Source organism: Thalassospira australica (assembly GCF_044790785.1).
Classification (GTDB): domain Bacteria; phylum Pseudomonadota; class Alphaproteobacteria; order Rhodospirillales; family Thalassospiraceae; genus Thalassospira; species Thalassospira australica_A.
Genome location: NZ_CP085258.1, coordinates 2,435,001 through 2,451,648 on the forward strand (window position 1 = coordinate 2,435,001; position 16,648 = coordinate 2,451,648).

General features: G+C 53.2%; 13 protein-coding genes (1 of these 13 running past the window's edge). 5 read left to right on the top strand and 8 right to left on the bottom strand.

Annotation, left to right across the window (positions count from 1 at the left end; translation table 11 throughout):
* The 5 genes from LG297_RS11660 to LG297_RS11680 all read right to left on the bottom strand — a co-directional run.
* Nucleotides 1-84: the 5' end (the start) of a GntR family transcriptional regulator gene (locus tag LG297_RS11660; RefSeq protein ID WP_404420382.1), read on the bottom strand. 603 nt of this gene lie to the left of the window's left edge; 84 of the gene's 687 nt are visible here — the first part of the coding sequence; the start codon lies at nt 82-84; its stop codon lies off the left edge, out of view.
* A gap of 170 nt (nt 85-254) precedes the next feature.
* Entirely contained in the window at nt 255-1,256 is a 1,002-nt protein-coding gene (locus LG297_RS11665) for a 4-hydroxyproline epimerase (protein WP_404420384.1), read from the bottom strand.
* Between the two features lie 11 nt (nt 1,257-1,267).
* On the bottom strand, nt 1,268-2,557 hold the full coding sequence (locus LG297_RS11670) for an NAD(P)/FAD-dependent oxidoreductase (RefSeq protein ID WP_404420386.1): 1,290 nt from the start codon (nt 2,555-2,557) through the stop codon (nt 1,268-1,270).
* 175 nt (nt 2,558-2,732) lie between these two features.
* Nucleotides 2,733-3,629: a dihydrodipicolinate synthase family protein gene (locus tag LG297_RS11675; RefSeq protein ID WP_404420388.1), complete on the bottom strand. Its 897-nt coding sequence runs from the start codon at nt 3,627-3,629 to the stop codon at nt 2,733-2,735.
* A gap of 256 nt (nt 3,630-3,885) precedes the next feature.
* Nucleotides 3,886-5,067, bottom strand: coding sequence for a glycosyltransferase family 4 protein (locus LG297_RS11680; RefSeq protein ID WP_404420390.1), 1,182 nt, complete (start codon nt 5,065-5,067; stop codon nt 3,886-3,888).
* Nucleotides 5,068-5,205: 138 nt separating this feature from the next.
* Between LG297_RS11680 and LG297_RS11685 the strand changes: the two genes are divergently transcribed.
* Nucleotides 5,206-7,299, top strand: coding sequence for a bi-domain-containing oxidoreductase (locus LG297_RS11685; protein ID WP_404420392.1), 2,094 nt, complete (start codon nt 5,206-5,208; stop codon nt 7,297-7,299).
* Here LG297_RS11685 and LG297_RS11690 read toward each other — a convergent pair.
* On the bottom strand, nt 7,281-8,222 hold the full coding sequence (locus LG297_RS11690; RefSeq protein WP_404420394.1) for an AEC family transporter: 942 nt from the start codon (nt 8,220-8,222) through the stop codon (nt 7,281-7,283). The genes LG297_RS11685 and LG297_RS11690 overlap by 19 nt on opposite strands.
* Before the next feature lie 186 nt (nt 8,223-8,408).
* Entirely contained in the window at nt 8,409-9,902 is a 1,494-nt protein-coding gene (gene glpK / locus LG297_RS11695) for a glycerol kinase GlpK (RefSeq protein WP_404420396.1), read from the bottom strand.
* Between the two features lie 272 nt (nt 9,903-10,174).
* Here glpK and LG297_RS11700 point away from each other — a divergent pair, with 272 nt between their 5' ends.
* Entirely contained in the window at nt 10,175-11,269 is a 1,095-nt protein-coding gene (locus LG297_RS11700; protein ID WP_404420398.1) for a UDP-N-acetyl glucosamine 2-epimerase, read from the top strand.
* Nucleotides 11,270-11,357: 88 nt separating this feature from the next.
* Nucleotides 11,358-11,870, top strand: a complete 513-nt coding sequence (locus tag LG297_RS11705; protein WP_404420400.1) for a hypothetical protein — start codon at nt 11,358-11,360, stop codon at nt 11,868-11,870.
* 99 nt (nt 11,871-11,969) lie between these two features.
* Here the strand turns inward: LG297_RS11705 and LG297_RS11710 are convergent, their stop codons facing one another.
* The gene (locus LG297_RS11710) at nt 11,970-13,430 is read right to left on the bottom strand and encodes an NAD-dependent succinate-semialdehyde dehydrogenase (protein WP_404420402.1); all 1,461 of its coding nucleotides are present in this window, start codon (nt 13,428-13,430) and stop codon (nt 11,970-11,972) included.
* A gap of 573 nt (nt 13,431-14,003) precedes the next feature.
* Here LG297_RS11710 and glpD point away from each other — a divergent pair.
* Together glpD and LG297_RS11720 are read left to right on the top strand one after the other, a co-directional pair.
* Nucleotides 14,004-15,545 carry a glycerol-3-phosphate dehydrogenase gene (gene glpD / locus LG297_RS11715; RefSeq protein WP_404420404.1) on the top strand — a complete coding sequence of 514 codons (1,542 nt, stop codon included), beginning with the start codon at nt 14,004-14,006 and terminating at the stop codon, nt 15,543-15,545.
* Nucleotides 15,542-16,642 (top strand): ABC transporter ATP-binding protein, encoded by a 1,101-nt coding sequence (locus tag LG297_RS11720; RefSeq protein WP_404420406.1) that lies wholly within the window; start codon nt 15,542-15,544, stop codon nt 16,640-16,642. Before glpD ends, LG297_RS11720 begins: the two co-directional genes overlap by 4 nt.
* Nucleotides 16,643-16,648: the final 6 nt, after the last annotated feature.

The following is a 16,648-nucleotide window of genomic DNA, read 5'->3' on the forward strand; positions in this document are numbered from 1 at the left end:
ATCGCCCGACAAAATACGGGCACGCAAATCTTCGGTAACCTGATCGGTAATCGTGCGGCGGGTAAAGCGCGGTGATGCGGTCATTTTTGCTCTTTATCTCTGTCCTGTGCGGTATCGGGTCCGGCTTCATATCCCCGAACGTCACCGCCCCTTTTCCTAGTCATACCGATGCGTTGGTTTAGGCGCAATATAATTGCAATCATGCCGCTACGGTATCAGGGGCTTGTGAACAGAAACCGGACCCGATCAAACGCCTATTTCACGATAAACCCATGCGCGTAAGGATCACGATCATCAATGAAAATCGTGTTGTAGCCATGCTTGCGTGCCCAGCCCTCGATCCCGGGCACAACCGCGTCATAGTCGCCGACCTTTGTTTGCTCCACGACAGTGACACGGAACTGCGATCCGATAATGCTTTCATGAACCAGCTCATGCGCCGGGTCCCACTGCCCCTTGCCAACCAATTGTGCCAGACGGGCAGATGAGCCCGTCCCGCAAGGGGATCGATCAATCCCCTTATCCCCATAAAACACCGCATTACGATGGGTGCTGTCAGGCTGGGTCGGTTTTCCGGTCCACTGGATATGTGACAGGCCCTTGATATCCGGGTGAAGCGGGTGAATGAACTCGCCAACCTCGTTCAGGCGACGACGAAGTTCCGGACTGATGCGCTGAAAATCACCAACCGTGTATTCAGCCATGTCACGGAAGTTTTCCTGTGGCTCGACAATCGCATAGAAATTGCCGCCATAAGCAACATCAACCTTGATCGGGCCAAGATCGGGGCAATCAACTTCGATATCGGTTTTATACAGGAAGGACGGCACATTGGTCAGCTTGACCGACTCCACGTAATCGCCAACCTGTTTATATTCGGCAATCACCAGCCCGGCTGGTGTTTCAAGACGCAGCACGCCCGGGGTTTTCGACTTTACCAAACCTTCCTCGATCGCCATGGTGACCGTTCCGATCGTACCATGTCCGCACATCGGCAGGCAGCCGGACGTCTCGATAAACAGGATGGCAACATCGCAATCATCGCGGGTCGGTTCGTAAAGGATAGAGCCCGACATGATGTCATGGCCGCGCGGTTCGAACATCAGTCCGGTTCGTATCCAGTCATATTCCGCCAGAAAATGCGCACGCTTTTCAAGCATGTTTGCACCTTCAAGCTTTGGTCCGCCGCCGGCAACCACACGCACCGGATTGCCGCAGGTATGTCCATCAATACAAAAGAAGCTGTGTTTTGCCATTTGGGGCGGCCTTATCCTTGGAAACGATCAATACGATACGGGGTCATGTTAACGGGGGCAGTCGCATCACTCATCAGATCAGCGATCAGCCGTCCGGTGGTGGCCGCCATGGTCAGGCCAAGATGGCCGTGACCGAATGCGAAGAAGACGTTTTCATGCTTGGGGCTTGCCGAAATCACCGGCTTGGAATCCGGCATTGACGGGCGGAAACCCATCCATTCGGTGCCACCATTGGCGCTGAGTTTCGGAAGAACTTCCTTGCCTTTGGCAAACAGGGCCTTGGCGCGGTTATAATTGGGGGCAGCAACCAGCCCGCCAAGTTCAACGGCACCACCCACACGAATGCCCATTTCCATTGGCGCCAGAACAAAGCTGTCATCGGCACAGATGATCATGCGCGACAGCCTGACACCATTATAAGGCACCGTTGTGTTATAGCCCCTCTCCGTATCAAGAGGCACGGATGATCCAAGTCGCTTGGCCAGCGTTTTTGACCATGCGCCGCACGCAATAACAACCTTGTCGAAGGTAATCTGATCACCTTGTGCCGTCATCGCGGCTCGTGGTTTGCCATCCCGGTAAACGAAATCGGTAACCTCGGCATTTCGAAAATTTCCACCGCGTTCCAGAAAATGTTTGTAAAGGCCGGTAACGATCCTGAACGGGTCAAGAACCCGCCCCCAATCTTCTTCCATCACACCGCAGTCGAAGATCGGTGCCAGATCAGGCTCAATATCCATGACCTCATCCTTGGTCAGATCACGAATTTTGACACCATTACGACGGCGAAGATCAATTCCGTATTCGGCATCGCGGCGTGTTTTCTCGCTGCGATAAACACCCATGGCGCCTTCTTTTTTAAATACCGCATCGGAAAGACCTGCTTCTGAGATCACCGGATCGTAATCTTCCCAGGCGCGGTTAAGAATTGCGGCAAGTTCCGTCGCAATCTGCTCTACCCGGCCTTTCGAACTGGCGGCCAGAAAACGGATCAGCCACGGCATCATTTTAGGCAAATAGGACCAACGCACCGAAAGCGGCCCCAACGGGTCCATCAGCCAACCGGGCACATTTGCCCAAACGCCCGGCATGGCAATCGGCGCACACTCCGTAACCGCAATGCCGCCCGCATTGCCAAAAGATGCCCCCATTCCCGGCGCGCCACGATCGACAATCGTGACATCATAGCCCTTCTTCAAAAGAGCCAAACCAACATTGACGCCAATGATCCCGGCACCAACAACGACAGCATGCATGCCTGTCGGGGTGGAGGATTGTGAAGCAGAAGAAGGTTTTGACATATTCCGAAGCCCTGCCTTTTGGTGCGCGCTTTTATCTTTGTTTTTCGTCTGGTCTCAGATGGCAGCAAACTCCCCTGCGAAAATCGGAGGAGAGTTTGCTGTTGCCACCAATCATACACAGATGCAATCACGCCTTGCGGGTCGGATGCAATGAATGCGTTGATTGCAAACCGAATTAAAGTTTCGGGCGTGTATCGATGGCTTTCTGAATGGTTGCGCGGATGCGCTCCATTTCCTCGCCAACCAGCGGCAGACGCGGGGCACGGACATGGGCTTTGCCCACGCCGGTCATTTCCTGTGCCAGTTTGATATACTGAACAAGCTTGGCATGAACATCCATGTGCAGGACAGGCGTGAACCAACGATAGATTTCAAGAGCTTCCTTGTATTTTCCCTCGGAAAGCAGCCTCCACAGTGCAACCGATTCCTTCGGGAAGGCATCGGTGAAACCGGAAATCCAGCCAACGGCCCCCAGAATCTGAGTCTCCATGACAAGGTCGTCCATGCCACAGAACAGAACGAAACGATCACCACAGGCATTATAGATGTCGGTGATACGGCGCGGATCGCCCGAGCTTTCCTTGATCGCGACCAGGTTTTTCACGTCGGCAAGCTGGTTGAATTCTTCAGGCTTGATATCGATGCGATAGGCACCCGGGTTGTTATAGATCATGATCGGCAGCTTGGTCTTAGCCGCGACGGAACGGAAATGCTCGATATTTTCGCGCGGATCGGCGGTATAGATCATGCCCGGCAGAAGCATGAAGCCGTCAGCGCCAAGTTCTTCGCATTTCTGAACATAGCGAATGGCGGCCTGGGTCGAGTTTTCGGCAACGCCCGACAGAACCGGTATGCGGCCATTGGTAACTTCGACAGCAAGTTTCAGAACCGCGATTTTTTCTTCCGGTTCAAGCGCTGCGTTCTCGCCGACCGAGCCCAGCATGACGAGACCATCAACACCGGCTTTGATAAGCGCTTCGATCTGATGGGCGGTCATATCGTAATCGATTGAACCGTCTTCATTCATCTGGGTGGCAACGGCGGGGAATACGCCAGTCCAGTTTACCTGCATGAAAAATAACCTCCTGATTTGGTCGCGTGCCCACTATCGGGTCAGACCGTTTAATCGCCGAAACCCGCACATCCGCAAGTCTAAATCTAATTTATGTATATTGTATACAAAAATAGAGAACCGAAGGCAATGGAGAATTATAGCAGAGCAAAAAGGCAGAAGGATCATAACAAATCCTTCTGCCTCTCAATGTACAAAGCCCGACATTTGGGGTCTTTACGTTTGATCATAGGTATAAAGCCGCAAATTGTAGCTATCATGTTTCCACAGTCTCGCCTAACGCCAGATCTGGGTTACCTGAAATAACTTTGAGTGTTTCATGGATAATCACGGCATCGCATAGTTCCTGCTCGACCATGATCCGTGCGCTATCCCCTAGCTCCTGACGTTTTGCATCGTCTTCCATCAGGGATTCGATCGCATCTGCCAAAGCAGCCGCATCCATCGGAGGAACCAGCAAACCGGTTTTATTCTGCTTCACGATCTCACGACAGCCAGGCACGTCGCTGGCCACCATGGCAAGGCCACAGGATGCGGCTTCGAGTAACGATTTCGGCAAACCTTCACGCCAAGAAGGTAACACAGCCAAATCAGATTGCTGTAAAAGTTCGGCAATATCTCTGCGCTTTCCCAGCCATTCGACAAGACCTTCGTCCTGCCATCCCGCAAGACTTGCCTCATCTGCACTATCGGGATTCGCCTGATCAACATCTCCTACCAACAAGATGCGATAATCACGCTTCCTGTCTTTCAATATGCGGGCCGCTTCGACAAGTTCGGCAAGCCCTTTGGACCACAACATCCGCGCAACAAAGATTGCAGTCTTTCGTGGATCACTTCTTTCAACCAGCTTGGTTGGCGAAAATTGTGAGGTGTCGACCCCGGACCCACGCACCAACCACAGTCGTTTTTTGCTAAACCCAAGTCCACGCATCAGATCCAAGTCATCTGAATTCTGAACGACCACATGGATGGATGGAAATTGTGCATAAATGCGCATCAGCATGGAAACCACCGAACGAGCCAGACATGCCTTGCCCCCGTTCGATACAAACATGAACCCGAGCCCAGTAACCATATTAACGGAACGGCGAACGCCGACCAATAATCCGGAAAATGCAGACAAAACAACACATTGAATTGCAACATTGATAACGACATCTGGTCTTTCTCGCCGAATCAAACATGCAAGTGTCTTGATCGTTTTCAGTGACTTCAAAGGGCTAAGTTCACCGCGGGCAATCGGTATATCGATAACACGAAAGCCCTCGGAACGAAGGTTGACTGCGGCATCATTTGCATTACATGCAATAATCACCTCGTTACCACGCACAAGTGCGGCACGCCCCAAACCGAGACGATGAGAAACGAAATACCAGTCCTCACTGCACACAAACATCAGTTTACGTTTGCGCTGTACCGAGACATTTTTTTTCATACTGCGGTTTCCGTGATTATGACACCGGCTTTGCTAAACGCCTGTACAAATTCCGTCAATGACGGATCGACCTGTACGAACCGATATGATTTAATTCTTGCACTAAACTTCATCCATAACGTGCATCGGGACGGTATTATGACGGATATGCGGGCATTGTTGCGGTTTCCCGGTGAAAGACGGATTGCTGTGACCGATTGTCCCGTTCCCGCCCTATCGCCCGGCACCATTCTGGTCCGTACCGAAATATCCGTCATCAGCAATGGCACCGAAAGGCAGCAGGCAAACGAAACCAGAGCATCCCTGATACGCAAGGCGTGGCAACGACCGGACCTGGTCGCATTGACCGTTGAAAAGCTTCGCCGCGACGGCGCATTGGCAACCATTAATACCGTAAAGGAGCGGCTTGGCAGGCCGATGGTAACCGGATATGCCAATTGCGGGCTCGTTGTGGCAATGGCCCCGGATGTCACTGAATTCGATATCGGACAGCGTGTCGCCTGTGCCGGTTTGGGGCATGCAAACCATGCCGAATACAATATTGTCCCGCGCAATCTGGCCAGTCCTGTCCCAAACGCGATTACCGGCGAGAAAGCTGCCTTTGCTACCCTTTACGCCATTGCCCTGCACGCCATCCGGCAAGGCGAGCTTGTTATCGGACACAGGGTTGCCGTGGTCGGCTGCGGACTGATTGGTCAATTGGTGACCCAAACAGCAATTGCAGCCGGCGCAATCGTGACTGTGGTTGAACCCGTCCCGAAACGCCGTGAAATGGCGATGGCAAGCGGAGCCAGCAACTCATACGCGGAAATCCGGAACGCGCCAGCCGATCAATTTGACGCTGTTTTGATTTGCATCAGCGGCAATGAAACGGGCACCATAATTGAAGCTGCGGCAAAGCTTTGCCGGGATCGCGGCATCATTGTCTGTGTTGGAGACATCGCGCCAAAGGCATCCCGGAATATCCTTTATCGCAAGGAAATCACCATACGGCAGGTGCGGTCCTATGGTCCGGGCCGATATGACCCGAACTACGAGCAATCGGGGCAAGACTATCCGATTGGCCACGTACGCTGGACCGTGAAACGCAATATGAAAGCAGCCCTCACCCTTATTGAAAGCGGCAAACTGGACCCGACCCCGCTTGTTTCGCAACAGATTGATCTGGAAGATGCCGCCGATTTTCTAGCAGCCGCGCCAACAATGGCAACCATCATCCGCTATCAGAATGCTGATGACCGCCCAAAATCATCCAAACCGGCAACACAGATCAAAACAACCGGTACAATGCGGATTGGATTGATCGGTGCCGGGAATTACATGACAGGCACCCTGCTACCGCGACTAAGGCGACATGAGGATACCGCAATCAAAGCCATCGTTTCGCAGTCCGGGCTTTCAGCCCTTGCGATCAAGCGTCAGCTTTCCGGTGCGACCGCACTGTCCGTCGCCGATGACATTCTTGCACATCCGGATATAGATACGGTTTTCATTGCCACACGCCATGACAGCCACGCTGAACTCGCCTGCAAGGCATTAAATGCCGGGAAACATCTCTGGCTGGAAAAACCGCTTTGCGTCAGTCGGGAACAACTTGAATCATTTAAACAAATTGCGGAACAAAGTAGCCAGCAGGTCTTTATGGTCGGGCACAACAGACGCTTCGCACCAATGACGGCAATGCTGAAAAAACATCTGCCAAAAGGCAAAATACAGTTTCGATATCAGGTTCGCCCTGCTCCTGTCCCGACAGATCACTGGGTTAATCGACAAGAACAGGGCGGGCGAACAATCGGCGAAATCAGCCATTTTATCGATCTGCTTTCAGCCCTTGCCGAGACTGAACTGCTTGGATTGCAGTGCGACTGGATTAACCGCGAGGCCGGGGACAGCATTTGGCATATGTCCTTCGCCGACGGATCGCGCGGCGAAGTTTCCTATCTACACGCCGCCAGAAGGAATACACCAAAGGAAGTACTGGAGGTATCTGCACCGGGCTTTGCAGCAATCATGAGCGATTGGCGAAAACTGGTGATAAATGGCACGACAGTCCTGCGAAAACCATTATTGACCAGTCCGGACAAGGGGCATGACGATGCCATTGCCGTCTTTCTCGATGCAATAAAGTCAGGAATCCACGATCCCCGCATACCGGGCATCGACGCAGAAATACATCTGATGGATCAGATTCTTGCAGCCGCCAGCGGCGATGGTCAATATGGCCCAGCATAAAGCACAATAAGCGGCAGCGTTATCACACTAATCAGCGTTGTAATCAGGATCGTAGTCGAGGAGCGGTCGATGCAGACGTTATAGCTGCCCGCAATAATGGCAACGTTCGCGCCAGCAGGCAGGGCCGCAATTAGAACCACAATGGTCAGCCACAGCGGTTGCAAATCAAAAACAAAATAGGCAATCAGTAACACAAGAACCGGCTGCACAAACATTTTCGCAACCGTGCACAGCATGCTTGCGGACATATTGCCACGAACGGACTGCCCATAAAGCCCCGCCCCGACCAGAAGCAACGCGATTGTGGGGCCCGCCGTCCGGAATCGCTCTAACGTTCCATCAATCATTTCGGGCAGTCGCAGATCAACCAGGGATGCCAGTACACCCAGAATAATCGCGACGATAATCGGATTGCGCAGCACCCGAACCACACTGCGCGCAACGTTTGGCAACCAATGCCCGCCGCCGGAACGCGAACCTTCCACGATCATCACCGTCAGCCCCAACAAGGTCAGCGGATGGATCGACAGGATAATCAGAAGCGGCACAAGGCCCTCTTCCCCGTATACTGCCTGAACCAGCGGAATGCCCAGCAACACAATGTTGGAGAAAACCCCGCCCATTGCGGTGATTGCCGCCTCGTCCGTTCTGGCCTGCAGCCATGCTCGCGCAACCATAAACACGAGAACGAAATTAAGCAGAGCCCCGGCATAATAACTGCCCCATAAACGCAAATCGAAATGTGCACTGATGTCGGATTGTGACAGGGTTTGAAACAGCATTGCCGGAATAAAGGCGCTCATTGCAAGCCGGGCAAGGAATGGAATGCCTTCGCGACTGATAACGCGGAAACGGGTTAAAAGATAACCGCACAGGATCGTCAAAAAAACAGGTCCGACTTTTCCAACGATCAGATCAAGCATCTTTTCCCCCAGCCGCCCGGTGACAGCCCCAAACGGTCGCCCCTGTAATCAATAGCAGCAGTTCAATGAAAGTACGGGTGCGCATCCCGCAAAAGAAAGGACGGTACCGCAAGGTACCGTCCCGATCTTACAAAGCAATTTCGACAATGACCAGCCTGTAAAACCGGCTGACAACAACCCCGGAAATCAGCCCTGTTCCGTCATCACCCGTTTGACCGCATTTTTCCATCCAGCCAAAAGATGCTTGCGACGGCTGCCTTCAAGTTCCGGTTTGAATTCCGCGTCCATGTGCCAATTCTCGGCAATATGATCAAGATCGCGATAGATACCAGCCTGCAAACCGGCAAGATAGGCCGCACCAAGGGCAGTGGTTTCCGTCACCACCGGGCGCTGCACCGGGATATCCAGAATGTCTGAAAGGTTCTGACACAACCAGTCATTGGCAACCATGCCACCGTCGACCCGAACCGCCTTGGGCGAAACACCGTCTGCTGCCATGGCCTCGAAAAGATCAAACGTTTGATAACAAACGCTTTCAAGTGCGGCACGGACGAATTCGCGCGGACCGGTATCGCGGGTTAGCCCGAAAATGGCACCGCGCGCGTCTGGGTCCCAATAAGGCGCGCCAAGTCCGGTAAACGCCGGGACAAGATAAACCCCGTGATTATCGTCAAGCGATTTGGCCAACCCCTCGCTTTCGGCAGCCGACTTAATGATGCCAAGCCCGTCGCGCAACCACTGCACCGCTGCACCGGCAACAAAAATCGCCCCTTCGATGGCATAGCTGGTTTTGCCATTCAAACGATAACCGACCGTGGTTAGTAAGCGGTGCTGTGATGTTACTGCCTCGTTCCCGGTATTGAGGATCACAAAGCAACCGGTGCCATAGGTACTTTTGATGTCGCCCGGTTCAAAGCAGCATTGACCGAATGCGGCGGCCTGCTGGTCCCCTGCCATACCCAACACCGGAATTTCGCGGCCAAACAGTGCCTCATCCACCATTCCGAAATCTGCGGCACAATCCTTGACCTCCGGCAGCATGGATTTGGGGACACGGAATATCTCACACAGTCGGTCATCCCAGGCATTGTCGCGAATGTTGAAAAGATTGGTGCGCGCCGCATTGGTCGCATCCGTTGCATGCGACTTGCCCCCCGTCAAACGCCACAGCAAAAATGAATCGACCGTGCCGAAGGCCAGGTCACCCTGCTCTGCACGAGCCCGTGCGCCGGTTACATGATCGAGTATCCACGCAACCTTGGTCGCCGAAAAATAGGGGTCGATCAAAAGCCCGCTTCGATTATTTACATCCGTCTCAAGTTCTGGATCACGCCGTTTCAAATCATGGCAAAGTGCGGCGGTACGACGGTCTTGCCAGACGATGGCATTATAAACCGCCTTCCCGGTCTTGCGATCCCAGACCACGGTGGTTTCACGTTGGTTGGTAATGCCGATTGCCGCAACGTTGGTAATATCAATCCGGGACAAGGCTTCGCGACAAACGGCCACAACTGTTTCCCAAAGGTCTTCCGGATCATGTTCGACCCAGCCGCTATTGGGGAAATGTTGCGGGAATTCCTGCTGCGCGACGGCCACCGACCGGCCATTGGCATCGAAAACGATGGCGCGCGAACTGGTGGTACCCTGATCTATCGCCAGAATGTAGCGTGTATCGGTCATTTCTGTTTCCTCCCAAGCCGACAGTTGGTCTGTCGTACCGTCACAGCCCTTTGCGGCACCTGATTGTCACCGCGCATTCGACTGGTTCAACTGATTTTGTGTTTCTATTTAGAAAAAAATCGCACCAAAAAACAATTCGTTTTCGAAAATTTTATCAGATTTTTTGCCACCTACCCTATCCCGTTTGGCAACCGGCCCGCCAAAATGATATAGAAGACAACATGCTAACACACAGCAACCCGGTTTGAGCATTCACCAGGAAAAACGCCGCAATGATCATCGATCTGGTCTATGGCACCCGCCCCAACCTGATCAAGGCTGCGGCCCTTTATCTGGCGTGGCAGGAAAAGCGTGACGATCTGCCCTTTATCCTGCGTCTGATCGATACCGGTCAACATTGGGACCCGGCCCTTTCCGAAAGCTTGCGTCTTTCGCTTGGCTTACCTCCTCCCGAAATCAGGCTTGGAATCGGCCAGCCGGGAAGTAACCGGAGCACACTCGTTCAGAATGCAGATGATGCCTATTGCCGGATGCTCGGCCAATCACCCGCACAGGCAACGATTGTCATTGGCGATGTTAACGGGTCTTTGGGTGTCGCGCGCGCTGCAAAAAGGAATTCCATTTACCTGATCCATCTTGAAGCCGGATTACGAGGCGGGCTTGATGCCGTTGCCGAAGAAGCCAACCGGACAGAAATTGACAGCCTGTGCGATATGCACTGGGCCCCGGATGAAACCGCCGCCAACAACCTCTATAAGGAAAGCATTCAGGCAAATGGCATTCACAATGTTGGTAATATCGTAATTGATGCAATGCTTCGCTTCGGCGGATCACCAACAGCTATCCGGTCTTTATCGGTGGAAACAGGTCCCGTTCTGCTGACGCTGCATAGGGCGGAAAATATCGATAATATTGTTCGGCTGTCCTCGATAGTTGATGCAATTATCGACCTTGCCCGCGAAACCCCAATCATCTGGCCGCTGCACCCGCGCGCACAAGGCGCCCTTGCACAAACCGGCCTTTGGCGTCGCATCCGTGATGCCGGAAACATCAGGATCGTAGGGCCGATGCTCTATCCCGATTTTCTGGCGGCTCTTGTTGCCGCACGCTATGTGATAACGGATTCCGGCGGGATGATTGATGAATGCGCCTGGCTCGGCAAGGCGGGATGCATTCTGCGGCCGACGACAGAACGCGCCACTGCACTTGACGCCTCAGCACTGGAACTTTGCGAACCGGCAGATCTGTCCCAAACAGCCACCAACCTCGCCAACCGAACAGCGCCACCGGTTCCTTTCCGGCCTGTCGGCTGGGATGGCAAGGCTGCCAACCGAATGCTTGATACGCTGATTGCTCTTGCCCGGTAAAGTTTTCCGATAAATCGCGGCACGGGATTTGCAACCTGTGATCCCATGATTTCATTTTACCGGCATTATTTTCCCACGGAGGATCGGGATGGCATTGTTTGACACTCTAATGAGCATCAGCAACACCGCGTCCAGCGCCAAGAACACCTATGCGGCAGCAAAAACCATTGCCTCAAACAGCCAGCCCCTACCGGAAGAGGACAGGGAAAAAAATGCCGACATCGCCTATATCAAGGAACATGGCTTCACGACCTATGTGAAAGAGCTTGAAGAGCGCAAGATCGAAGAAATGCGCCGCAAGATCCTTCAATCCATGGGCCTTGATGAAGAAAGTCTGGCAAAGATGGATACGGCTGCGCGTCAGGCGATTGAAAAGTCGATCTCGGAAGCGATCGAGCAGAAGCTGAATGGCGCAACACTGGCCAACAAGCAAAATGACGGTAATGAAACCCCGGCAGAACAACGTGATCGTATGCAAGCAGAAATTGCTTTCAATCCACGCATGTTTGACGTTTTTACAGCTCTTCAGTCGGAATTGTCGGATGGCTCGGTCCAGTCGATCACACCCGATGAAAAGAAAAATCAGGATAGTGCCACCTGACCGGCACAATACCGAACGAACACAAAATAGGGCGCTGTCACTTTCGACAGCGCCCTTTGTTTTGAAAGCCAAGTTTAGAAAACGGAACCTGTTTCAGTCTTAATCGTCAATACCTGCCATGCAGACATATTTGACTTCAAGGTAATCCTCGACCCCGTATTTCGAGCCTTCACGACCGATGCCCGATTGCTTGTAACCACCAAACGGGGCCACTTCGGTCGCGATCACACCGGCATTGACACCGACCAGACCGGTTTCAAGGCCTTCAGCCAGCTTCCAGATGCGGCTGATGTCACGTGAATAGAAGTATGACGCCAAACCAAACTCGGAATCGTTGGCCATTTCAAGCACTTCATCATCGCTCTGAAAACAGATCAGCGGTGCCATCGGACCAAAAGTTTCCTCACGGAAGACCAGCATGTCGCGGTTGGCATCGGCAATCACGGTCGGCTCAAAGAAGCTGCCGCCCTTTGCATGACGCTTGCCACCGGTAAGAACCCGACCACCTTTGGAAACAGCATCGGCAATCTGGTTTTCGACCTTCTCGACAGCCTTTTCCGAAATCAGCGGACCAAGAACAACGCCTTCTTCGGTGCCATCGCCCACTTTCATCGCCGATGCCTTGGCAGCATATTTTTCGGCAAATTCGTCGTAGACGGCATCATGAACGAAGATACGGTTGGCACAAACACAGGTCTGCCCGCTGTTACGGTATTTCGAGGCAATCGCCCCCTCGACCGCGGCATCAATATCGGCATCTTCGCAAACGATGAACGGCGCGTTGCCGCCAAGCTCAAGGCTGATTTTCTTGACCGTTTCGGCACACTGACGCATCAGCAAACGGCCGACCGCGGTCGAACCGGTAAAGGTCAGCTTTCGAACCGTCGGGTTTTCGGTCATTTCGGCACCAATGGTTTTGGCATCACCGGTAACAATCGACAAAAGCCCCTTTGGCAACCCGGCGCGTTCGGCCAGAATTGCCATGGCAAGGGCTGAATACGGGGTTTCCATCGCCGGTTTGACAACCATCGCACAGCCAACGGCCAAAGCCGGTGCTGCCTTGCGCGTGATCATCGCAGCCGGGAAGTTCCATGGCGTGATCGCGGCACAGACGCCAACCGGCTCTTTCAGAACAACCACCCGGCGCCCCTGTGCGAAAGTCGGGATTACGTCACCATAAATGCGTTTACCTTCTTCGGCGAACCATTGCAGGAAGGAAGACGCATAGGCGATTTCACCGCGCGATTCTGCAAGTGGCTTGCCCTGTTCTGCCGTCATCAGGTGCGCAAGGTCTTCCTGATTTTCCATCATCAGGTCGTACCATTTCATCAAAATGGCAGAGCGCTCCTTGGCCGTACGCTTCTTCCACTGCTTTTGCGCCTTTTCGGCGACCTCAATCGCGTGGGCAACAGCTTCACGGCCCAAAACCGGTACCGTGCCAAGCACTTCGCCGGTCGCGGGGTTTGTAACCTGTTCGGTTTTGCCATCTGGGGCGTCGACCCATTCACCGCCGATATAAGCCTGCTGGGTAAACAATGACGGGTCTTTTAGAGAAACCATAGGAATGCCTCCGGAATTATGCTTTGGGATCGAAGCAAGAAAATCATGACCATCATCTAGTTCGATCCGTGATGGTTGCCACATCTTCGCAAGGAAAAAGTCGTTTTGGCAATCGCAAACACCTCGCGCAACGCTTTGTAACAAGATTGCGCCCGGGGGCTTTATCGCGCCTTTTCGCAGAACCGGCTGCCAAACAGGCCTACCCCATCAGAAGGACAGTTTCACCAATCCCTGTTCGGGAAATTCTGTTGGCCTACGGTCGATGATCATCTTGTGTCCGTGAGGAACAGGTGACGACAATCATTTTTTTCGGATTCAAACGATTCTGATCAAATTTTCCGAACAAGCCGGTTCGAAACGGGCTCATTTCCGGAAACCTGATAATTCGCAAGTTTGCAAAGAATCCCGATATTACAATCCATTACAATCTCGCATTGTTATTTCGTTATCGAAAATTAGCACTCCTGATAATTTTCGCTTGCAATTATTTTTGGTGGTTCGTAACGTTTTTGAAAGAACAGAATGACAGTTGAGAACATCTGTCACAAATCAGAGCAATCAGGGAGGAAGCGGTTGCTCAATTCCGAAACATACGACATTGCCATTATCGGTGGTGGCATCAATGGCGCAGGCATTGCGCGTGATGCGTCCGGCCGCGGCCTCAAGGTCTTTCTTTGCGAGAAGAACGACCTTGCAAGTGCGACTTCGTCGGCCAGCACCAAGCTGATCCATGGCGGGTTGCGTTATCTTGAACATTACGAATTCCGCCTGGTGCGAGAGGCCCTGATCGAGCGCGAAGTGCTTTTGAGCGCTGCCCCGCACATTATCTGGCCGCTTCGTTTCGTGCTTCCCCATGTCAAAGGATTGCGTCCGGCCTGGATGATCCGGCTGGGTCTGTTCCTGTATGATCATCTTGGGGGTCGTGAAAAACTTCCGGGCTCAGAAGGCATTCGTCTGAAACAGCATGTCGCCGGTGCCCCGCTGGTTACCGGCATGGAAAAGGCATTCATCTATTCTGATTGCTGGGTACAGGATGCCCGTCTTGTCGTCCTTAATGCCATGGATGCACGTAATCGCGGTGCAGATATCCGGGTCGGAACCGAATGTGTTTCCGCCAAACGCGATGGCGATTTGTGGTCTGTGACGGTTCGAGACAATACCGGCGAACACACAATCAAAGCCCGTTCGCTGGTCAATGCCGCCGGTCCATGGTGTGCCGAAATCCTTGAAAAACGTGTCGAAGCCAAAAAGAAACAGGGCATACGCATGGTTCAGGGCAGCCACATTGTGGTGCCAAAACTGTTTGACCATGATTACTGCTATATTTTCCAGAATCCGGATGGGCGCATCGTTTTTGCCATCCCCTACGAGCAGGATTTCACCCTGATCGGCACCACAGACCGCGATTATAAAGGCGATCCGTCAAAAGTCGCGATCAGTGCCGATGAAATCAGCTATCTGTGCGAACTCGCCAATACCTATTTCTTACACAAGATTTCACCGCCCGATGTCGTCTGGTCCTATTCCGGTGTTCGTCCGCTTTATGGCGATGGCTCCGAAGACGCATCCCAGGTCACCCGCGACTATGTTCTTGAAATAGACAACGGCAACAAGGGAGCGCCGCTTCTGAACATCTATGGCGGAAAAATCACCACCTATCGCAAACTGGCCGAATCAGCGATGAGCAAACTTTCCCCTTATCTCGAGGTTGCCGATGATCGCTGGACCGATAGCGTCGCCCTTCCGGGTGGTGACATGCCAAATGGTGATTTCGAAAGCTATCTTGCTGCAATGCAAAAGAAATTTCCGTGGATTCCGGCGGTTCAACTCTACCGCTACGTGCGAAACTACGGCACACTGACCCACACCATCATTGGCGATGCATCTGGCCTTTCGGGGCTGGGCAGGCATCTTGGTGATGATATTTACGAACGCGAACTACGCTATCTGGCGGATCAGGAATGGGCACGCACTGCTGATGACGTGTTGTGGCGCCGATCCAAACTCGGCCTGCATCTGTCAAAAGATACCCAAACCGCCATTGCGCAATGGTTTGCGACTAAAACCAAATCGAATAACGCCGTGAAAACGGGCGAAGGAACGAATGTGAAATGACCCTTACGCTTGAAAACATAACCAAGACCGTGGGAGGGGAAACCCACATCGACGACGTGTCGATGTCGCTGGAGCCTGGATCATTTAACGTCCTCCTCGGGCGGACTTTGGCCGGCAAGACGTCACTGATGCGTATTATGGCGGGGCTTGAACCGCCGACCAGCGGCCGCATTCTGGTCAATGGCAACGATGTCACGGGCATGCCGGTTCAGAAACGCAAGGTCGCCATGGTCTATCAGCAGTTCATCAATTACCCGTCGATGAACGTCTATGACAATATCGCGTCGCCCCTGAAATTGCAGGGTGTCGACGCTGCCGAAATCGAACGCCGCGTAAAATCCACCGCCAAACTGATGCATATCGAACATCTGCTTGATCGCCTGCCGCAGGAACTTTCGGGTGGTCAGCAGCAGCGCACTGCCATGGCGCGCGCCATGGTCAAGGATTGCACTCTGCTTCTGCTCGACGAGCCGCTGGTCAACCTTGACTACAAACTGCGCGAAGAACTGCGCGAGGAAATTCCGAATCTTCTGGCGGAACGTGACACGATTGTCGTTTACGCCACCACCGAACCGATGGAAGCCCTTTTGCTGGGGGGGAAATGCGCGGTGATGCATGAAGGTCGCGTAACCCAGTTCGGCCCGACGACCCAAGTTTACCACAACCCGGCATTTGTCGAGACGGGCCTGATCTTTTCCGATCCGCCGATCAATCTGCTAAAGGCCGAAGTCCGCGATGGATCGTTATATCTGGCCAGCGGCCATCAGGTCCCGCTGGCCGGGCACCTATCAGCACTGGCAAACGGCCAATACACCATCGGGGTTCGCGCCAATCACCTTTCGGTCGATCAGACCAGTGCCGAATGCGTGGCGATGCAGGGCCAAGTTGAACTGGCTGAAATCACCGGATCGGAAACCTTTGTCCATGTTCATTTCAACGACGTTTCCTGGGTGATTCAGGAAGAAGGTGTGCACAACCCGCGGCTTGGTGAAGCCACCACCTTCTATGTCGATCCCAAACGTCTGTTTGCATATGACGCCAATGATCGCCTTGTGGCGGCACCGCCTGTTGAAATTCAAAACGGCAAGGCCGCCTGAGGTTGG

Coding starts and splice junctions, on each gene's coding strand:
- LG297_RS11665 (WP_404420384.1), bottom strand. CDS start 1,256: ATGGCAAAACACAGCTTCTTTTGTATTGATGGACATACCTGCGGCAAT.
- LG297_RS11670 (WP_404420386.1), bottom strand. CDS start 2,557: ATGTCAAAACCTTCTTCTGCTTCACAATCCTCCACCCCGACAGGCATG.
- LG297_RS11675 (WP_404420388.1), bottom strand. CDS start 3,629: ATGCAGGTAAACTGGACTGGCGTATTCCCCGCCGTTGCCACCCAGATG.
- LG297_RS11680 (WP_404420390.1), bottom strand. CDS start 5,067: ATGAAAAAAAATGTCTCGGTACAGCGCAAACGTAAACTGATGTTTGTG.
- LG297_RS11685 (WP_404420392.1), top strand. CDS start 5,206: ATGACGGATATGCGGGCATTGTTGCGGTTTCCCGGTGAAAGACGGATT.
- LG297_RS11690 (WP_404420394.1), bottom strand. CDS start 8,222: ATGCTTGATCTGATCGTTGGAAAAGTCGGACCTGTTTTTTTGACGATC.
- glpK (WP_404420396.1), bottom strand. CDS start 9,902: ATGACCGATACACGCTACATTCTGGCGATAGATCAGGGTACCACCAGT.
- LG297_RS11700 (WP_404420398.1), top strand. CDS start 10,175: ATGATCATCGATCTGGTCTATGGCACCCGCCCCAACCTGATCAAGGCT.
- LG297_RS11705 (WP_404420400.1), top strand. CDS start 11,358: ATGGCATTGTTTGACACTCTAATGAGCATCAGCAACACCGCGTCCAGC.
- LG297_RS11710 (WP_404420402.1), bottom strand. CDS start 13,430: ATGGTTTCTCTAAAAGACCCGTCATTGTTTACCCAGCAGGCTTATATC.
- LG297_RS11720 (WP_404420406.1), top strand. CDS start 15,542: ATGACCCTTACGCTTGAAAACATAACCAAGACCGTGGGAGGGGAAACC.